Here is a 17,079-nt window from a genome sequence, read left to right as displayed (position 1 = left end):
CTTTTTGACACAATTATCATCTGAGCTTATAATATCTGTAGATTTTTTTAATCCAACTTTAACGAAAGGACACCTTTTATTTATGTTTCAATGCCAATCCGGATACACCCTTCGCAAAATAAAAGACACCTGCTATTTACTGCCTTATGGTCAGCAAATCGCAGATCAACGAAAAGGCATGGTTTTGAATGAAACCGGAACCTTACTCTGGAATCTTTTGCAACACAATGAAGGCATGGAATTTGACGACCTTGTAAGTGCGATTGCCAGAATTTATCATTTGGACTCCGATTCAATTCCAATGCTTTGTGACGATGTGCGTGACTTTCTTACACAACTTCAAGCAAACGGAATCCTTGTAGAGGATCTCCAGCCAGTTTCCAATTTCACTACAATTTACTTAGAAATTGCCGGACTCAAACTGCAGATTTATGACCCAAAGCAGCTTCTCTTAGAGCAATCGGCACTCACGCATTTTGACTCTTTTGGTTTTGAACCGGATTCTTCCACAAATGCCAAAGCTGACCAGCGCTTTGAACTGCTTACAATTCCTCCGGCAAGCCACGCTTATGGAGAAGTACTGCTTCAAAACTCAGAACTGAGCGTATTTGAACACGCCAATCATTACATCATCGTCTTTCATCCTATGCAAAATTTATATGAAGCGCATATGACCAAGGACGGAAGTTATGTCCGAATTTATTGCAAACCGGAACACTCCGATATTGCCACTGAAAATTTATTTCATGCTATCCGTTTATTTTTTCTTTTTATTGCTCAAAAAAACGGATTATTTGCGATTCATTCTGCCTCTCTTTTGTATCATCAAAAAGCATGGCTGTTCTCTGGTCATTCCGGAGTTGGAAAATCTACACATACTGCTTTTTGGAACACACTTTTTCAAACTCCATATTTAAATGGCGACTTAAATCTTTTAGGTTTTGATATCAAAAAAAAGCAGATTATGGTTTATGGAATTCCCTGGTGTGGAACTTCCGGGATTTTCACTGCACAAAATTATGAACTTGGTGGGATTGTTCTTCTCGGGCAGCATCCATCTAAAAATCATTTTGAAGATTTAAATGAATCAGAACAGATTCTTCGGGTGATGCAGAGAATGATTTCTCCGGTCTGGAAAGAACAACAGCTTTCTTTGAATTTGATATTTGCTGAAGAAATTGTTTCCCATGTGCCTGTATTTTCTTTTCTATGTATGCCAGAGCCTTCTTCTGCACAAAGCTTAAAAGCAGGAATTAACCTTTGGGAGGATAACCATTTGACATGAAAGAAAAAATTTCTCTTATATGGAAACACTTCAAGCAGGGTTCTTTACAAAAAATATGGCTTCAGACATTATGGATTTATCAATACGGAAAACATTATTGGAAATCTATGCTTATCTATACTTTACTTGGGCTTACCGGGACCGTGGTTTCCCTCATCTCCAGTCTGATCTCCAAGGATTTGGTAGATATTATTACCGGTCATCAAACCGGAAAATTAGTAAGCACCTTTATTGCAATGATTAGCTTTTCTATCATCAGCATTCTGATTTCTCAGGCTTCCAGCTACGCATCTACTTTTATTAATCTAAAAGTAGATACTGAGATTAAAAATGACATTTTCTCCAAAATGCTCGTTACAGACTGGGAAGCTTTGACCAAATATCATACCGGAGATCTGGTAACTCGCTGGAGTGCCGATGCTTCAAATATTTCAAGTGGAGTTTTAAACTGGATTCCAAATCTAATCATCTACGTCTTTCGTTTTCTCAGTGCACTGGCCATTGTGCTTTACTATGACCCAACTTTTGCACTGTTTGCTTTGATTGGAATTCCATTTAGTGCCCTGCTTTCGCGACCGTTATTAAAACGAATGAAACAAAACAACCAGCGCAGTGCCGCAATGAATGCCAAACTCTATGGCTTTAACCAGGAAAGTTTTTCAAACATTCAGACAATTAAGGCCTTTGACTTGATTCATTTTTATACCAATAAATTAAAATCACTGCAACAGGATTATATTTCCATGCGCCTGGATTTTCAGAAAATGTCCATGCTGACTTCTATCTTAATGTCTATCATCGGATTTATTGTATCTTATAGTTGCTATGGTTGGGGAATTTATCGTGTGTGGAGTCAGGCAATCAGTTATGGAACAATGACCATGTTTTTATCACTCTCCAGCACCTTAACGGCTTCTGTAAATTCATTGGTTGGCTTAATTCCCTCTGCAATCTCTTTGACTATCTCTGCCGGTCGTCTTATGGATATCGTAGAGATGCCACAAGAAGACCATAGCCAGGACACTCTGGTAACCGAGTTTGAAGCACAGCACAAATCGGAAGGCATCGGACTTGAACTAAAAGAATTAAACTACGCTTATCATACCGGTACAAAAGTTTTCTTGAACGCCAACTTAAACGCTTACCCACATGAAATCATAGCGTTAGTCGGTCCTTCCGGAGAAGGAAAGACAACTATGCTTCGCCTACTGCTCTCTTTGCTTAAACCACAAAACGGAGATCTTTCGGTATGTTCCGGAGCAAATTTTAGTAAAAAAATTTCATTGTCTCCTTCCACTCGAAAATTATTTTCCTATGTCCCGCAAGGAAATACTATGTTCTCCGGCACCATTGCCGAAAATATGCGGATTGTAAAACCGGAAGCGACCGATGCAGAAATCATAGAAGCGTTAAAGCTTGCCTGTGCCTGGGAATTTGTCGCAAAATTGCCGGACGGAATTCAAAGTGAAATAAAAGAACGAGGCGGTGGACTTTCAGAAGGCCAGGCGCAGCGACTTTCAATTGCCCGCGCATTGCTTCGAAAATCCCCGATTCTGCTTTTAGATGAGGCAACTTCCGCACTTGACGTTGCCACTGAGCGAAATGTATTAAAAAATATTATGCAGGATACTTATCCCAGAACCTGTATTGTCACGACACATAGACCAACGGTATTAAATATCTGTACCAGGGTTTATGCAATTCGGGAGAAAAAATGTGAGTGCTTAGCCGAATCAGAAATTCAAAAACTGATAGCCGAATTTTAAAAAAACCTCTGCCGCTGTGAACAACATAGCGACAGAGGTTTTTTATTAATTTATTAGTTTACAGAATAAGTAAAGCTTTCCATCTTAAGATCATCAATGCTGGTTCCATGATCAATATGAATTCCAATTGTAAGTGGATTTGATGCAGTACTTGCAAAAGTTAAAGTAGCGGTACTTCCATTCCATGCGCACTGTACCGATGCATCGTCTGTCTCAATCTGGTCTACGGTCTCATTAAATTTAATGTTTAAAGTAATGGTCCCATCAATTCCGGACCAGTCTGCCATAGCCAAACCTTTTCCGCCATTTGTACCCCATCTGTCCCATACTCCATGATAAGTTACATTTAATGTGCCCTGTGTTGCTCCACTTGCTGCATAAATCCCTTCTGCCATTCCACTGTCCACTGTAATTACCGGCTTTTCGTATGCTCTCATTTGTATCTCCTCCTTTAAAACTATACTTACTAAATTAAGATTTGTTTTTTTATTATCATATTCATATATTATCCAAAAGTCAAGAATTTTTTAATAAGATTTATTGTACTTTGTGACTGTCAATGCTATAATTACAAAAATAATTGTACCTTATTTAGACAGGAGAAATTATGGAACCTAAAATTGATCTCGAAAAATTACTAAATGACGGTGCTATCATCCGCATCAAGCCTCAGGGCTATAGCATGTATCCTTTATTTATTCCCGGTCGTGATGAAGCGCTGATTCAACAAGTCCCGATTGGATACTTGCAGCGAAATGATGTCGTGCTCTATCGTAGAGCACATAGCATTCTTGTTCTGCACCGAATTTATGCTGTCACTCCTGCCGGTTTTTTTATGGTTGGAGACAATCAATCTGAGCTTGAAGGTCCAATTCAGCCGGAACAGATCAAGGGAAAGCTGATTGCTTTTATTCATAATGGAAAAGAAATCTCTGTTAACAATATCCCCTATCAAATCCTTTCTTTTTTATGGCTCTGGCTGCTTCCGATCCGCCCGTTTTGCTTCAAATTAAGCGCTTTTTTGCGAAAATTAAAGCAGAATCTCTTTCGCTTTTAACAGCTGCACGACTGCTTCTACATCTTCGTAGACTTCATCCGGCGTTACTTTATACTCTTTTGCCACTAACAGAGCCAGTTGCTCTATAGTCTCTGCTTCTTCGGCATGCTCATAGATAAAACCCGCAGTTTCACTAAGCGAAAGGACTTCATGCACTGTTTCTGTCTTTTCTCCGACAGGCAGAAGAATCCATTCATCTTCCAGTTGCTTTATCAGATATCCATTTGATTTTTTCATATTAGGTTTCCTTTTCTTAGATTTATGCTATAACATTTTTATTTCAGGAGTTTATTTTTATGCAACAAGTATATCATACCTATTTAAGTATTATCAAAAAAAATTGCACTAACTCTGAGTGCAAGATTGTAGTTCCAAAAGAAGAGTATTCTCAATTAATAGAATTGGCAAAGAAACAGTGTACGCTTCCGTTTCTCTTGCCTTACTTTCGTGATACGCCTTATTTTCTGTTCTTGAAACAACAGACGAAACAGATTTTACTAAACTATTATGAGCTGGAACATTTTACCAGAAAAACGGTTTCATTACTTTCACAAAATCAGATTTCCTGCTATCTCTTAAAAGGTCTGAGCCTTGCCAGTTATTATCCGGTTCCGGAGTATCGTAAATCAGGAGATGTGGATTTATATATCAATGATTCCGAAGCCTTTGAGAAAGCGAAATCTCTGCTGATTTCTCACGGATATGTCTTACAAGATGAACTCAGTGACCACCATATGCTTTTTTTGTACACGTTTCCAAAAACCGGGCGCCAATTTGAACTGGAACTGCATTATCGCATTGTCGGGTTATATCAATATGAACAAGCCAATCAAATCGTGGAGGAAGTATTTTCCAATCCATCTAAGCTGACACAAACACTCTATGGATACTCCTATACGGTGCTTGCCCCGACTGAATCTGCATTTTATCTGATTCATCACATGTTAAAGCACTATCTGTACAGTGGTTTCGGAATCCGGCTGCTCTGTGATTTTACCGTTTATTTAAACCATTTTTATAATGAAATTGATTTTGAGAAACTGCATGCCTGGTGCCGAGAATCCAGAATTTTTCATCTTTATGAAATTATTTTAGCGTGTTGTCGAAATTATCTCGGACTTGCAGAGCAAATTGATCCGGAAGTTACTTATGATACTGACGCCTGCGAACACTTTCTTTCGATGATTTTAGAAGGAGGAGATATGGGTACGAATGCGAATCATGCGATTGTCGGATCCACCTCTTATCAAAAAATAAATTGGTTGACGTATTTTAAAGAAGGCCATCTGCAAATGAAAGTACGCTTTCCAAATGCCTCCCATCTCCCTGTTTTATGGCCATTTTTATGGTTCTGGACCTTTGTCTGCTTTCTTAAAAATAATCGAAAACTTCGAAACACAACATTTCGGGCAGTCCTTCGAGAGTTTAAAGAAAAAAATGAACACACCAGGCTTATCCGTATCTTTGAAAACAGCGACTCTTAATAATGAGCCGCTGTTTTATTCTTTTATTTTATCCTCCACAACTTTGTAGCCTTCACCGATTTTATTTACAATCGGATCATATCCAAGTACTGCTTTTAGTTTCTTTCGAAGTGACGACATATGAACTCGGATTGAACCACTAAAACTATCCGCAGACGCATCCCAGACATGTTCAATTAATTCCTCCTGACTAACCGGTCTGCCTTGATTTAGAAGCAAGTATTCTAAGATTCCATTTTCTTTTCGGGTCAGCGCTACAAATTCGCCATTGGCATAGGCTTCTCGTTTCTTTGTATCGAACTTTATGCCTCCGCAAGTCAGGCACACATCTTTTTGTACAAACTTACGGCGGGTCAAGCTTCGGATACGAGCCTCTAATTCTTGTAAATGAAATGGCTTTTCCATATAGTCATTTGCACCGGCATCCAGCCCTTCAACTTTATCTGCTATCTGACTTCTTGCCGATAAAATCAGAACCTTTGTTTCTTCATTTTTTTTGCGTAATTCTTTTAAAAGCTCCATTCCATCCATCCCCGGCAAATTCAGGTCGAGCACAATCAAATCATAGTTTTCTGCCAATATATAATCCAGTGCTTCGCTGCCGTCATAACAGGTATCGACTTCATAGCCGACGTGATACAAAGTTTTGGCAACCGTATCACATAATTCTTTTTCATCTTCAACAATTAATAATCTCAAATTTTTTCCCCATTTCCTTAACAGAAATTTTACACCCTCTATTGTATAATACTTATGTCGACAGGTCAACAAAGACAAATTTGGGCAAAAGAAAGGAGCAATCAATTTTTGAAGAGCAAACAAATACTACAACTTATCTTACTTGCTGCCGGTATTATTCTGGTGACGTATGGGATATCCAGAGGAGAAGCGGCTGTTGTACTTAGCAAAGCAATTAAATTATGTCTGGAGTGTGTAGGAATTGGATAAGAAAACAAAACTCAAATCAAAGAAAATCGCAGGCTTGCGTGGTTGGATTCAGGCGGTCGCCACCTTGCTTACAAATATACATATTCCTAATTTATTTAAGGGAAAAATTTATCAGGGTGCTGCCAAAAATGTCTGTGTACCGGGACTAAACTGTTATTCGTGTCCGGCAGCTGCCGGAGCCTGTCCAATCGGAGCCGTACAGGCAGTGATTGGTTCTTCAAAATTTAAATTTACTTATTACATCACCGGATTTTTTATTTTACTGGGTGTGCTGCTTGGAAGATTTATCTGTGGATTCTTGTGCCCGTTTGGGTGGTTTCAGGATTTACTTCATAAAATTCCGTGCAAAAAGTTTTCTACCGCAAAGCTTAAGCCATTAAGATATCTGAAATATTTCATCTTAATCGTGTTTGTCATCCTACTTCCGATGCTTGTGACAAATTCCATAGGAATGGGCGATCCGTTCTTTTGTAAATATCTTTGTCCGCAAGGCGTGTTGGAAGGTGCCATTCCATTAGCAATCGGAAACACAGCAATTCGCTCGGCACTTGGCAGCTTGTTTCGATTTAAGAGTATTATCTTAATTACGGTGGTTGTCTTAAGCATTTTATTTTACCGGCCATTTTGTAAATGGATTTGCCCACTGGGTGCAATTTATTCTTTATTTAATAAAGTATCCTTACTTAGCATAAAAGTAAAAGAGGATCAATGTATTGGTTGCCACAAGTGTACCACCGCATGTAAAATGGATGTGGATGTGCTAAAAAATCCAAATCATCCGGAGTGTATCCGGTGTGGTGCCTGCATGAAAGCATGTCCAAAAGATGCCATTTGCTTTCAATTTATGAAAAACCAAAAATAATAAACTATATATCTGTAAAGGAGATTTTAACCATGAAAACAAGAAAAAATATTATTACCATTCTCACACTTTGCGCAGCCTTATCACTGACTGCATGCAGCGGAAAAGACACTACTGAAAAGAATCCTAAGAAGAACGAAAGTACTACCTCCGATACAAAAGAGTCAACGGATGCTTCCACTAAAAAATTAGATGATCTCTATCAGCAGGAAAATCAGATTTTTGCGGATCATAGCGAAGTATGGGATAAAGTATTTGGCATGATGAGCAAGACAAATACAGATTCCGATAGTGCCTATGCAGATTTCCTTACCGCAACCATTGAAGAAAATAAATCTTCTTTTACAGAGGATGAACTCAAGACATTAGAGAGCGACATTGAAACCATTCGTGGAATTGAAGAGCAGATTTCCAAGCTGGAAGATGAACTGGCAACAACCGGCTCTGCGGATACAGAAGATGCTGCTGATGAGGATACTCCATTTAAAGATCTTTCCGGAACAGACTTCGACGGAAATAAAGTGGATGGAACTCTGTTTTCCAACAATGCCGTAACCGTTTTAAATTTCTGGTTTACAGGCTGTAAACCTTGTGTTGCAGAATTATCCAAACTCAATGAAATGAATGAAGCAATCAAATCTATGGGCGGAGAAGTCGTAGGAATCAACACTGAAACTTTCGATTCAAATGAATCTGCAATTGAAGATGCCAAAAAAGTGCTGGAAAGCCAGGGCGCAACTTACCGTAACCTTTCTATTGCATATGATTCCAATGCAGGAAAATATGCTTCCGAAATTATGGCATTTCCTACCACGATTCTTGTAGATCGAAACGGAAAGATTGTAGGCGATCCAATGCTTGGCGGAATCGATGATCCGGATAATTATGATACGCTTATGAGCCAGATTCAATCCGTGATTGATGCAGACAGTGCAAATAAGTAAGTAAAAAATCATGAAAAAATTATCAATCCAATGGCGACTTACAATCATCACTACATTATTCATTGCATTAATCTGCGGATGCCTTACGTTATTTATCTATAAAAGCGGAGTTTACTACATTGATTCTCTGCAAGATACGGTAAATGCTCAAAATGAAGACGGCAGCAAAGACGGCTCGGAGGAAATCTATATCAGCATCCCGGATGAAAAATGGCAAGATTTTGCAAATGATTTTTCCATTCAAGTTTACAATAACAAAGCAGATTATAGGAAAACAAGTCTGATTCTTTCCGCACTGATGGCGCTTTTGGGCGGTGTTATTACCTTTTTTATAAGCGGACATGCGCTAAAGCCCCTCAGTGAATTTTCGGATAAAATTGAAAAAGTACAGGCACAAAACCTGGCTGCTTCACGAATTGAGGAAAACAAAGTCAAAGAACTCAATCAACTGAGTATTTCCTATAATAAGATGCTTGAACGACTCTCTGAGTCCTTTGAAACCCAACGCCAATTTACCGCAAATGCCGCGCATGAGCTTCGTACTCCCCTGGCTGTCATGCAGGTACAACTTGATTTGTATAACGCTACCGAACATCCGGATAATGATGAGTGTTCTCAAAAAACGCTCAAAATGGTGACCGAACAAAACGAACGACTCAGCAAAATGGTAAAAACCCTTCTGGATATGAGTGAACTGCAGACCGTGGCACGCGACGAAGAAATTGCACTCGATGCACTCGTCGAAGAAGTCCTCGCAGATTTAGAGCCGCTTGCCCAGAAGAAAGGCATCACCCTTACCGGAAACTGTGAAGCCCTTACTATGATAGGCAGCGACATCTTAATCTACCGACTTGTTTATAATCTTGTAGAAAATGCGATAAAATACAATCGCTCGGACGGTCAAGTTACCGTAACCGTAGCAAAAAAAGACCAAAACATCATTTTATCGGTTGCGGATACCGGAAATGGGATTCCTGAAGAACTCAAAGACAAAATCTTTGAACCGTTCTTTCGCATTGATAAATCCCGAAGCCGTGCACTTGGCGGTGTCGGACTTGGTCTTGCACTTGTGTATGAAATTGTAAGAGTCCATAATGGCAATATTACTGTCAAAGACAATCCTGCGGGTGGTACAATTTTTGAAATTGTTTTTTAAACATGCAAATTTTTTTGCATCTCTTCTTTAAACTCTCTGCCTTTAAACAACAGCACGCCTACTAAAAATAAAAAGCACGCCAATGCACCAAACATACTCACAGTTGGGCGCTTCACCACTTTGCAAAAAAGCAGGATGCCCGGAAGAATCAGCCCATACCCGGCAGCCATAATTTCATAGATCAGATACTCTCTTACCGGGCTTTTCTGCACTTTTGCAATCACACACATTGCAAGCAGAGTTCCTACACTCATCAGCGGCAGCACAAAATCGACCGACCAGCTATGCCATCCGGTTAATGCATCCCAGATAAAGCTAATGATGGTTCCGATTAACAGCTGCCACATCAAATTTTTTAATAAATTGTAGCGTTTAAAGAAGCCAATTGAAGAGGCAATCCACATTGTTGCAACGCCTCCGGCGGTAAACAGTGTCCAACGAATCTTCGGATGGAAATTTAAGTCGGTCACCAACATCAATGCCACTAGTGCAATACATAAAAAACTATAAATTTTATAGACTTTCATCTCCTGCTCACTTGGCATCGTTGGCTTCGGAAAGACCGGCTCTACTTTTTGGGCTGAAATTCCCTGCTCTTTTAATAAGCGATAAAAATTGCGTTCAATATTTTCGGTATCATATCTGGAGGTAAATGCGAAGGACAGTTTATCTTGGAATGAACACAGACATAATTCCATTTTCGGAGTGTTTGTATAGACACCAAATCGCTCAATATAAGGCACATAGCTTTTGGGCATTTTAACCGCACTCATATTAGAAAAAATTGCGGTTACATTCTTTTCTGAGAATTTTGCTCCTGCTTGAATACAGAGATTCTTAAGTTCCAGCGGTGCGAGCCGCAAAATCGGGTGTAGTTCTAATGCAAGTAATTCACTGATATGTGCCGACATTTTTTCTTTGGTCAACTCCGCTTCAAAAAAGGCTTTTGTATGATTCAATACTGCTTCAAAGCTTCCATCTTGCGTTGCAAAATCATATCCCGGTTCAATCCAGTTAAAGAAATTTAACATCGACGTCGATGGAAAAAATTTTCTTAAATTTACCGGTACCATTAATATCACAGAACGTTTTTTCTGCATCTTCGACATTTCTTCGTGAATAGCCATCATATAGATTGCCGTCAAAAAGATGGTCATAGAAACACCAAGCTCCCTGCTTCTTTTTAAGATTGCCTGTACCGAAACAATAGATTCATGGACATGCAGACGGTTTCCATCTTTCTTTTTTCTACGTATCTGAAATGCATGCAGCTTCCTTTTTTTCGGTCGTTTTTGGTCTTTTGAATAATATTTCAGGAAACTATCATCTTCCTGATCCTGCACTGTCATATCTTCCGGCTGCAAGGAAACCTGCTCCAATCTCTCTTCTTTATGCGCAAGATACAGATAGTTTTTCACCAATTCTTTTAAAAATTCGGTTGCCCCTGTACCATCGGTCAGTACATGAAATACTTCAAAATTAATACGTTTTTGATAATATGTCACTTCAAACAGCAAGTTTTTTTTATCTCGGATATAAAGCCTGCTGCAAGGCTCTTTATACTCTTCTTTTACAACCGGACGTAAATTACAAGGCTCAAGATAATGCCAAAATAACCCTTTTCGAAGTACCATAAGAAAAGTCGGAAAGGTCTCTACCGTTTGTTCCAGCGCTTGTTGCAAAAGTTCAGACTGCACTTGTTCTTTTAATTCACAATAAAATCGAAAAACTCTTGTATCTTTTTTGTTACTGGATGCAGAATATAATTTTGCTGCATTATCCAGCTTTCTCCAACGTGCTTTTTTTTGTTTCACGACGCTTCCCCTTTCAAAAATTCATTAATGTAAGTGAAGCTTTCCTGCACATGCAGCTGCTTGATTCCCAATGCAAAATAGCCGTGAAGGGCATCTTTAATGCGATGAATCCGTACCCGGTTGCCAGCTTCTTTTAAACGTTCTCCATACGCTTCTCCCTCATCTCGAAGCGGATCAAACTCGGAGGTAAGAATCAATGTATCCGGCTGATCACTTAAATCTTTTGCCAGATATGGCGCAAAATACGGATTCTTTTTATCTTCCTCATTTCTCGCATAGAGGTCAATATAATCCTGCATTTTTCCTGCTGTCAAAAGATAATCTGTTCCATTTTCTTTTACAGAGGCAAATGGCGACTTTTCGGTGTAATCGTTATACGTAGCAGGATAAATTAAAATTTGTCTGCTCGGCATAAACTCTTTTCGGTCTCTTGCCATCAAAGATAATGCAGCGCAAAGGTTTCCGCCTGCGCTGTCTCCAATCAGTGTAATGTTTTCCGGCTTTACATTTAATACAAACTGACCGGAATATAACGCCTTTGCAACTGCATAGCAATCCTCCAGCCCTGCCGGAAACTTATCTTCCGGCGCCAATCTATATTCCACCGAAACGACATACTGTCCGGTTGCGTCTGCAAGTCGCGCACAGATTCTTTCATAATTGTCAATACTCTCTGTCACCCAGCCACCGCCATGTATAAACAAAAGCAGCTTTCGTTCCTGGCTGTCCGCTTTTTTTTCTTCACTCTCCCGAAAGCTTTTTTCATTTGGGAAAAAAATGCGAACCGGTACTGCATGGCTCCCGTTATATATTTTTTCATCTACTTTTTTATAAAAGATTTTCATAGGATCCAATCGCTTTAAGTCCGCCATATGACGAAACATTTCTACTTCTACACCATCAAAAGAAAGTGCTTTTAAAATTTTCTTTGCCGCTTGATTGATCAATATTTTTTACTCCTTTTGTTCATGAATTTTATATTGATTAAGTTTTAGTATAGCACAAAGCGCAATGGATGCTCTAGGGTTTTTCCTCTTTCTAACTTTTAATTATTTGGATGCACTCAAAACACTATTTCCGTATCTCTGGCATACGCATTTGAAACAATCTCCATCGGCACTCTCTCCAGCCAATCTTCGCCCCACTCTTCACGCTTTTCCAACACAATCATCCGTCCTGTCTCTGTAAGCACTCTGGCTAAACGATCTTCCGATGCTGTTAGTGACGGTTTATTTCCTGAATAATAGCCTGCCGTTGAACTCGGAGTTTTTCCATACTTTTCTGCAAAACAAGAGACTTCCTTTGCGGTTACCGTTCCTCCGGCTCTGTAAATCTCCTCAAGCACCGCCACTCTTCTTATCTCTGCGAGCGTCGCAGTCACTGTGTTATGTTCTGCTTCAAGCCGTACAATTATTGCAGATAGTTTTGCCTGCATTTCTTTTAATTCGTCGAGTAAACTTTGCATGATTTTCGTTTCCTTTCGTATTTCATCCTTCGAACCGTTCTTTCATACTTTATAGGAATACCATACCACAGCTTGACCGCTTAGTCAATTCATTGGTCCATTCATTCTTTGGTTCTTACAATGAATTTTTACAAAAAAACAGTTTGCCTTAACAGAAAACACTCCTGTTAAAACAGACTGTTTTTAAAAGTGCTGTAAAAACCAATGAATTGATTCCCTTCATTCTACTCTTTATCATCTTGTTTTTTACAGGTTCCTTCCATCTTTGCAATTTCTTCTGCGGTATATTCCTCTACTTTTGTCTTTGTTACCGATTTTATATGTTGCTTTTTCAATCTCGAGTATACAAATTCGCGGAAAATCGTATACAATACAGATACCAAAGGAATAAAAACAAGCATTCCTACAATTCCCATAAGATTTCCACCAATTGTAACTGCTGCAAGTACCCAGATTGATGGAAGTCCTACAGACCCACCCACAACATGTGGATAAATCAGATTGCCTTCAATTTGCTGTAAAACAAGAAATACAACAATAAACAAAATTGCCTGTTTGGGACTCACCATAAAAATCAAAAAACATCCCATTACGCACCCGATAAACGCCCCAAAAACAGGGATTAATGCAGTAAATGCAATTAAGACTCCAATTAAAAGTGCATATGGCATTTTCAAAATACTTAATGTAATAACAAACATACTTCCGAGAATCACAGCTTCCACACACTGTCCGGTAAGGAAATTGGCAAATGTGCGATAAGTCAGGGAACAAATATCAAGAAACATCGTCGCTTTTTGTTTCGGAATAAAAGCGAAAAAAATCTTTCTTATCTGTACATGTAATTTCTCTTTTTGAAAAAGAATATAACAGGCAAAAGAAAAGGCAATAAAGAAAGTTGCAAATCCACTAACAAGGGAGCCTACTGCTGACATTGTCGTATTCATCATATTGCCTGCTCCGTTTCCAAGAACGCTGATTCCCCACTTAATTGCTTTATCAGAATCAAATTGCACCTGATTTACCAGGCTCATAATTTCCTGATTATCATTGGAAAACTTTCGAATCCACTCTTGCATCTGCGGAATAAAATCAGCAATACTTGCCATTAAGTTTCCCATTGTTCGCGTAAGTTGCGGAATTACACCAAACAACACTAACAGAATCACACTAAGCACTAATATAATGGTAAGCAGCAGACTGACTGGTCTTGCAAACTTTCCCCCTGCCTGTTTTCCTGCTTCTGCTTTCCCAAAAATTTTCTGTTCTAAAAAACTCATTGGTACATTGATCACAAATGCAATCGCTCCACCAAGAGCAAAGGGGAATACAATTCCCCATAGCTCTTTTATTACGTGGATTACTACATCGAACTTCCATAATGCAACAACAAGAAGTACAGTAAATGCAATCAATTCCCGAATTTTTTTAATATTCATTTTATTTAAATCCATTATTATTCTCCATTTTTTCTTAATTTTATGCGTACCCATTTAAGAAATTGAATAATCGGAAGGCTGACAAACGCATACAGATATACCAAACCCAGTTGAATCCAATTCAGAGTTTCTACTTTAAATATTATATGAAGTTCCGGAATCATCAATACTGCTGTAATAAATGCTGCACCAAGTAAAAATGCTCCCTGAAGCCATTTATTATTAAAACAGCGTTTTGTAAAGAGAACCGGATGATCTGATTTACAGTTAAATCCATGGAACAAACGTGCCAGGCAGAGTGTTCCAAATGCATATGTACTTCCGAGTAACGCACCGTTTTGATGATAGCCTGTCAAAAATCCAATCATCGTCATTGCACCAATTACCAAACCTTCCAGACCGACTTTACCAAGAAAATCTTTTGTCAGTATTGACTCATCTGCGGATCTTGGTTTTTCATTCATCACTTCTCGGTTATGTGGTTCCATTCCTAATGCGATTGCCGGAAGACTATCCGTCAAAAGATTAATAAACAATAGATGCACCGGTGCAAATGGAACCGGAAGCCCTGCCAGTGATGCACAAAGCACCGTTAAAATTGCTCCGAAGTTACCTGATAAAAGAAATTGAATCGCAGACTTGATGTTTCGATATAAATTTCGTCCATTCTCCACTGCTTTTACAATTGTTGCAAAGTTATCATCTGTAAGCACCATTGCCGCTGCATCTTTGGCAACTTCTGTTCCGGTTACTCCCATTGCGACACCAATATTTGCCTGTTTCAATGCCGGAGCATCATTTACACCATCTCCTGTCATTGCCACAATCATTCCTTTTTCCTGCCATGCACGAACAATACGAATTTTATGTTCTGGTGATACTCTTGCATATACAGAAATATTCGGAACAAACTCTCTTAACTGCTCATCACTCATATTTTCAATCTCTGCACCTTCGCAAGCTTCCGATAAATCATGCAATATTCCAATTCTTTTTGCAATTGCTGCCGCCGTGATTTTATGATCTCCTGTAATCATAACCGGACGGATTCCTGCTTTTATGCACTCTTCAACTGCCGCTTTTGATTCTTCTCTCGGCGGATCCATCATGGCAATTAATCCAAGAAATACTAAATGATTTTCATCTTCTATCGTTAATTTATGCTGGTCAGGAATTTCACGATAGGTAAATGCCAACACTCGTAATCCTTCCATCGAAAACTCCTGATTTTGTTGCCGGATTTTTTCTTTTTCTTCTTCCGTAAGTTCTCGAACTCCAGCTTTCGTCCAAATTCGTTCTGTTCGTTCTAAAAGCCGATCAACGGCTCCTTTTACAATCATTCGATTTTCACCGTCAATTTGATGCAAGGTTGACATCATTTTACGCTCACTATCAAATGGAAGCTCTCCAATCCTTGGAGCAAGACTTCTTACACTTACAGCTTCAACCCCATATCGACTTCCTAAGTTAATTAACGCAGTTTCTGTAGGATCTCCGATTTCTACCCCATTTTCATTTGTTGAATCATTACATAAAATACTATCGTCCAAAAGTCGTCTTTGAGCCAGGTCTGTTATATCAATTTCACCTGCCGGAATCCGTTTTCCATCTATATAATAATCTTCTACTGTCATTTTATTCTGGGTTAGTGTTCCGGTTTTGTCTGAACAAATAATAGAAACACTTCCAAGCCCTTCCACTGCCTGAAGCTTACGAATAATTGCATGCTCTTTTGCCATTCTCTGTGTTCCAAAAGAAAGCACAATTGTCACAATCGAACTCAACGCTTCTGGAATTGCTGCAACTGCAAGCGCCACTGCAAACATAAACGCACTGCTGATTTCTTCACCACGAAATACGCTGATTGCAAATAAAATCCCACAAAATATTACAATTAAAATAGAAAGGTTTTTTCCAAATTTCTCCAAACTCATCTGAAGAGGAGTTTGTTTTTCCGAAGTTGATTTCAAAAGCCCCGCAATTTTTCCGACTTCAGTCTGCATTCCTATTTTAGTAACAACTGCTTTTCCTCGCCCATATGTTACAAAGCTACCGGAAAACAACATATTTGTCCGATCACCAAGCGGTACTTCCTCCAAAATAGTATCCATACTTTTTTCAACCGCAAGGCTTTCTCCGGTAAGTGCACTTTCGTCAACCTTAAGGCTTGCATTATCAATTAATCTTCCATCTGCCGGAACCATATCGCCTGCCTCAAGTAAAATTACATCTCCTACAACTAACTCTCTTGCTGGAAGCTGAATGACCGCCCCATCACGCAATACTTTCGCCTCTGGTCCGGAAAGCTTCTTTAAACTCTGTAACGATTGTTCCGCCTTTACAGTCTGTATTGTTCCTAAAATTGCATTAACCGTAATAACTGTCACAATTACCGCCGCACTCTCTATGTCTCCAAGCATACCGGATATGACTGCCGATGCAATTAAAATGAGTACCAAAAAATCTTTATACTGTTCAAAGAAAACTTGAACAATATTTTTTTTCCTGCCTTCTGCAAGCTCATTCCAACCACATTTTTCTCTGGACTTTCCTACCTGCTCACTTGTAAGCCCTAATTCTTTACTGCCTACCTGTTTAAGGACTTCTTCTACTGTTTGTTGATAAATTTCTTTCATTACGTTTCAGCCTCCTCTGTTTACTAATGTACTCTGCTTATTATGCAATGAAAGACTCTTTCGATAAAAATGTATAAAAAAAGAAACCCTTATTGCACAACAAAAAATGCAATAAAAGTCTCACCATTTTTTTGTGGCACCGGATGTCTCCATCGTACTGACGACACCACAAACGTTATTTGTAACGTAGGTTACTCCCCTTTATTGGTACTAATCATATACT

General features: G+C 39.0%; 16 protein-coding genes. 8 read left to right on the top strand and 8 right to left on the bottom strand.

What is annotated here, in order from left to right; translation table 11 throughout:
* Positions 1–82 precede the first annotated feature (82 nt).
* Together ACYQ2D_RS11770 and ACYQ2D_RS11765 are read left to right on the top strand one after the other, a co-directional pair.
* Positions 83–1,285, top strand: coding sequence for a PqqD family protein (locus tag ACYQ2D_RS11770; RefSeq protein WP_459785532.1), 1,203 nt, complete (start codon positions 83–85; stop codon positions 1,283–1,285).
* Positions 1,282–3,051, top strand: coding sequence for a peptidase domain-containing ABC transporter (locus ACYQ2D_RS11765; RefSeq protein ID WP_459785530.1), 1,770 nt, complete (start codon positions 1,282–1,284; stop codon positions 3,049–3,051). The genes ACYQ2D_RS11770 and ACYQ2D_RS11765 overlap by 4 nt, the downstream gene beginning before the upstream one ends.
* A gap of 53 nt (positions 3,052–3,104) precedes the next feature.
* Here the strand turns inward: ACYQ2D_RS11765 and ACYQ2D_RS11760 are convergent, their stop codons facing one another.
* Complete coding sequence (locus ACYQ2D_RS11760; protein WP_187558990.1) at positions 3,105–3,488, bottom strand: hypothetical protein; 384 nt, start codon at positions 3,486–3,488, stop codon at positions 3,105–3,107.
* Between the two features lie 170 nt (positions 3,489–3,658).
* Between ACYQ2D_RS11760 and ACYQ2D_RS11755 the strand changes: the two genes are divergently transcribed.
* Positions 3,659–4,108, top strand: coding sequence for a S26 family signal peptidase (locus ACYQ2D_RS11755; protein ID WP_459785529.1), 450 nt, complete (start codon positions 3,659–3,661; stop codon positions 4,106–4,108).
* On the opposite strand, the gene ACYQ2D_RS11750 is transcribed toward ACYQ2D_RS11755, so the two are convergent.
* Positions 4,082–4,345: a PqqD family protein gene (locus tag ACYQ2D_RS11750; RefSeq protein ID WP_459785528.1), complete on the bottom strand. Its 264-nt coding sequence runs from the start codon at positions 4,343–4,345 to the stop codon at positions 4,082–4,084. The two genes, ACYQ2D_RS11755 and ACYQ2D_RS11750, sit on opposite strands and share 27 nt — an antisense overlap.
* A 59-nt stretch (positions 4,346–4,404) precedes the next feature.
* Between ACYQ2D_RS11750 and ACYQ2D_RS11745 the strand changes: the two genes are divergently transcribed.
* On the top strand, positions 4,405–5,592 hold the full coding sequence (locus tag ACYQ2D_RS11745; RefSeq protein WP_459785526.1) for a nucleotidyltransferase domain-containing protein: 1,188 nt from the start codon (positions 4,405–4,407) through the stop codon (positions 5,590–5,592).
* A 15-nt stretch (positions 5,593–5,607) separates the two neighbouring features.
* On the opposite strand, the gene ACYQ2D_RS11740 is transcribed toward ACYQ2D_RS11745, so the two are convergent.
* Positions 5,608–6,291 (bottom strand): response regulator transcription factor, encoded by a 684-nt coding sequence (locus ACYQ2D_RS11740; protein WP_372554920.1) that lies wholly within the window; start codon positions 6,289–6,291, stop codon positions 5,608–5,610.
* Between the two features lie 108 nt (positions 6,292–6,399).
* Between ACYQ2D_RS11740 and ACYQ2D_RS11735 the strand changes: the two genes are divergently transcribed.
* Genes ACYQ2D_RS11735 through ACYQ2D_RS11720 form a run of 4 tightly spaced genes read left to right on the top strand, consistent with a single transcriptional unit; the run spans position 6,400 to position 9,502 of the window.
* Complete coding sequence (locus ACYQ2D_RS11735; protein ID WP_459785525.1) at positions 6,400–6,540, top strand: CD1871A family CXXC motif-containing protein; 141 nt, start codon at positions 6,400–6,402, stop codon at positions 6,538–6,540.
* Positions 6,533–7,402, top strand: a complete 870-nt coding sequence (locus tag ACYQ2D_RS11730) for a 4Fe-4S binding protein (RefSeq protein ID WP_444138829.1) — start codon at positions 6,533–6,535, stop codon at positions 7,400–7,402. Before ACYQ2D_RS11735 ends, ACYQ2D_RS11730 begins: the two co-directional genes overlap by 8 nt.
* 32 nt (positions 7,403–7,434) lie before the next feature.
* Positions 7,435–8,346, top strand: a complete 912-nt coding sequence (locus tag ACYQ2D_RS11725; protein ID WP_372554921.1) for a TlpA disulfide reductase family protein — start codon at positions 7,435–7,437, stop codon at positions 8,344–8,346.
* Positions 8,347–8,356: 10 nt separating this feature from the next.
* The gene (locus tag ACYQ2D_RS11720) at positions 8,357–9,502 is read left to right on the top strand and encodes a sensor histidine kinase (protein WP_459785522.1); all 1,146 of its coding nucleotides are present in this window, start codon (positions 8,357–8,359) and stop codon (positions 9,500–9,502) included.
* Here the strand turns inward: ACYQ2D_RS11720 and ACYQ2D_RS11715 are convergent.
* The 5 genes from ACYQ2D_RS11715 to ACYQ2D_RS11695 all read right to left on the bottom strand — a co-directional run bounded on the left by ACYQ2D_RS11715 (position 9,499) and on the right by ACYQ2D_RS11695 (position 16,856).
* Entirely contained in the window at positions 9,499–11,316 is a 1,818-nt protein-coding gene (locus ACYQ2D_RS11715; RefSeq protein ID WP_459785521.1) for a DUF6320 domain-containing protein, read from the bottom strand. The two genes, ACYQ2D_RS11720 and ACYQ2D_RS11715, sit on opposite strands and share 4 nt — an antisense overlap.
* Positions 11,313–12,266: an alpha/beta hydrolase gene (locus ACYQ2D_RS11710; protein ID WP_459786178.1), complete on the bottom strand. Its 954-nt coding sequence runs from the start codon at positions 12,264–12,266 to the stop codon at positions 11,313–11,315. Before ACYQ2D_RS11710 ends, ACYQ2D_RS11715 begins: the two co-directional genes overlap by 4 nt.
* A gap of 113 nt (positions 12,267–12,379) precedes the next feature.
* Complete coding sequence (locus tag ACYQ2D_RS11705; RefSeq protein ID WP_459785519.1) at positions 12,380–12,781, bottom strand: hypothetical protein; 402 nt, start codon at positions 12,779–12,781, stop codon at positions 12,380–12,382.
* Between the two features lie 224 nt (positions 12,782–13,005).
* Positions 13,006–14,235 (bottom strand): AI-2E family transporter, encoded by a 1,230-nt coding sequence (locus tag ACYQ2D_RS11700; RefSeq protein WP_459785518.1) that lies wholly within the window; start codon positions 14,233–14,235, stop codon positions 13,006–13,008.
* Between the two features lie 2 nt (positions 14,236–14,237).
* Positions 14,238–16,856 carry a cation-translocating P-type ATPase gene (locus tag ACYQ2D_RS11695; RefSeq protein WP_459785517.1) on the bottom strand — a complete coding sequence of 873 codons (2,619 nt, stop codon included), beginning with the start codon at positions 16,854–16,856 and terminating at the stop codon, positions 14,238–14,240.
* Positions 16,857–17,079 lie beyond the last annotated feature (223 nt).

Source organism: Blautia stercoris (assembly GCF_054657695.1).
This window is presented reverse-complemented; position numbering and strand designations above follow the sequence as displayed.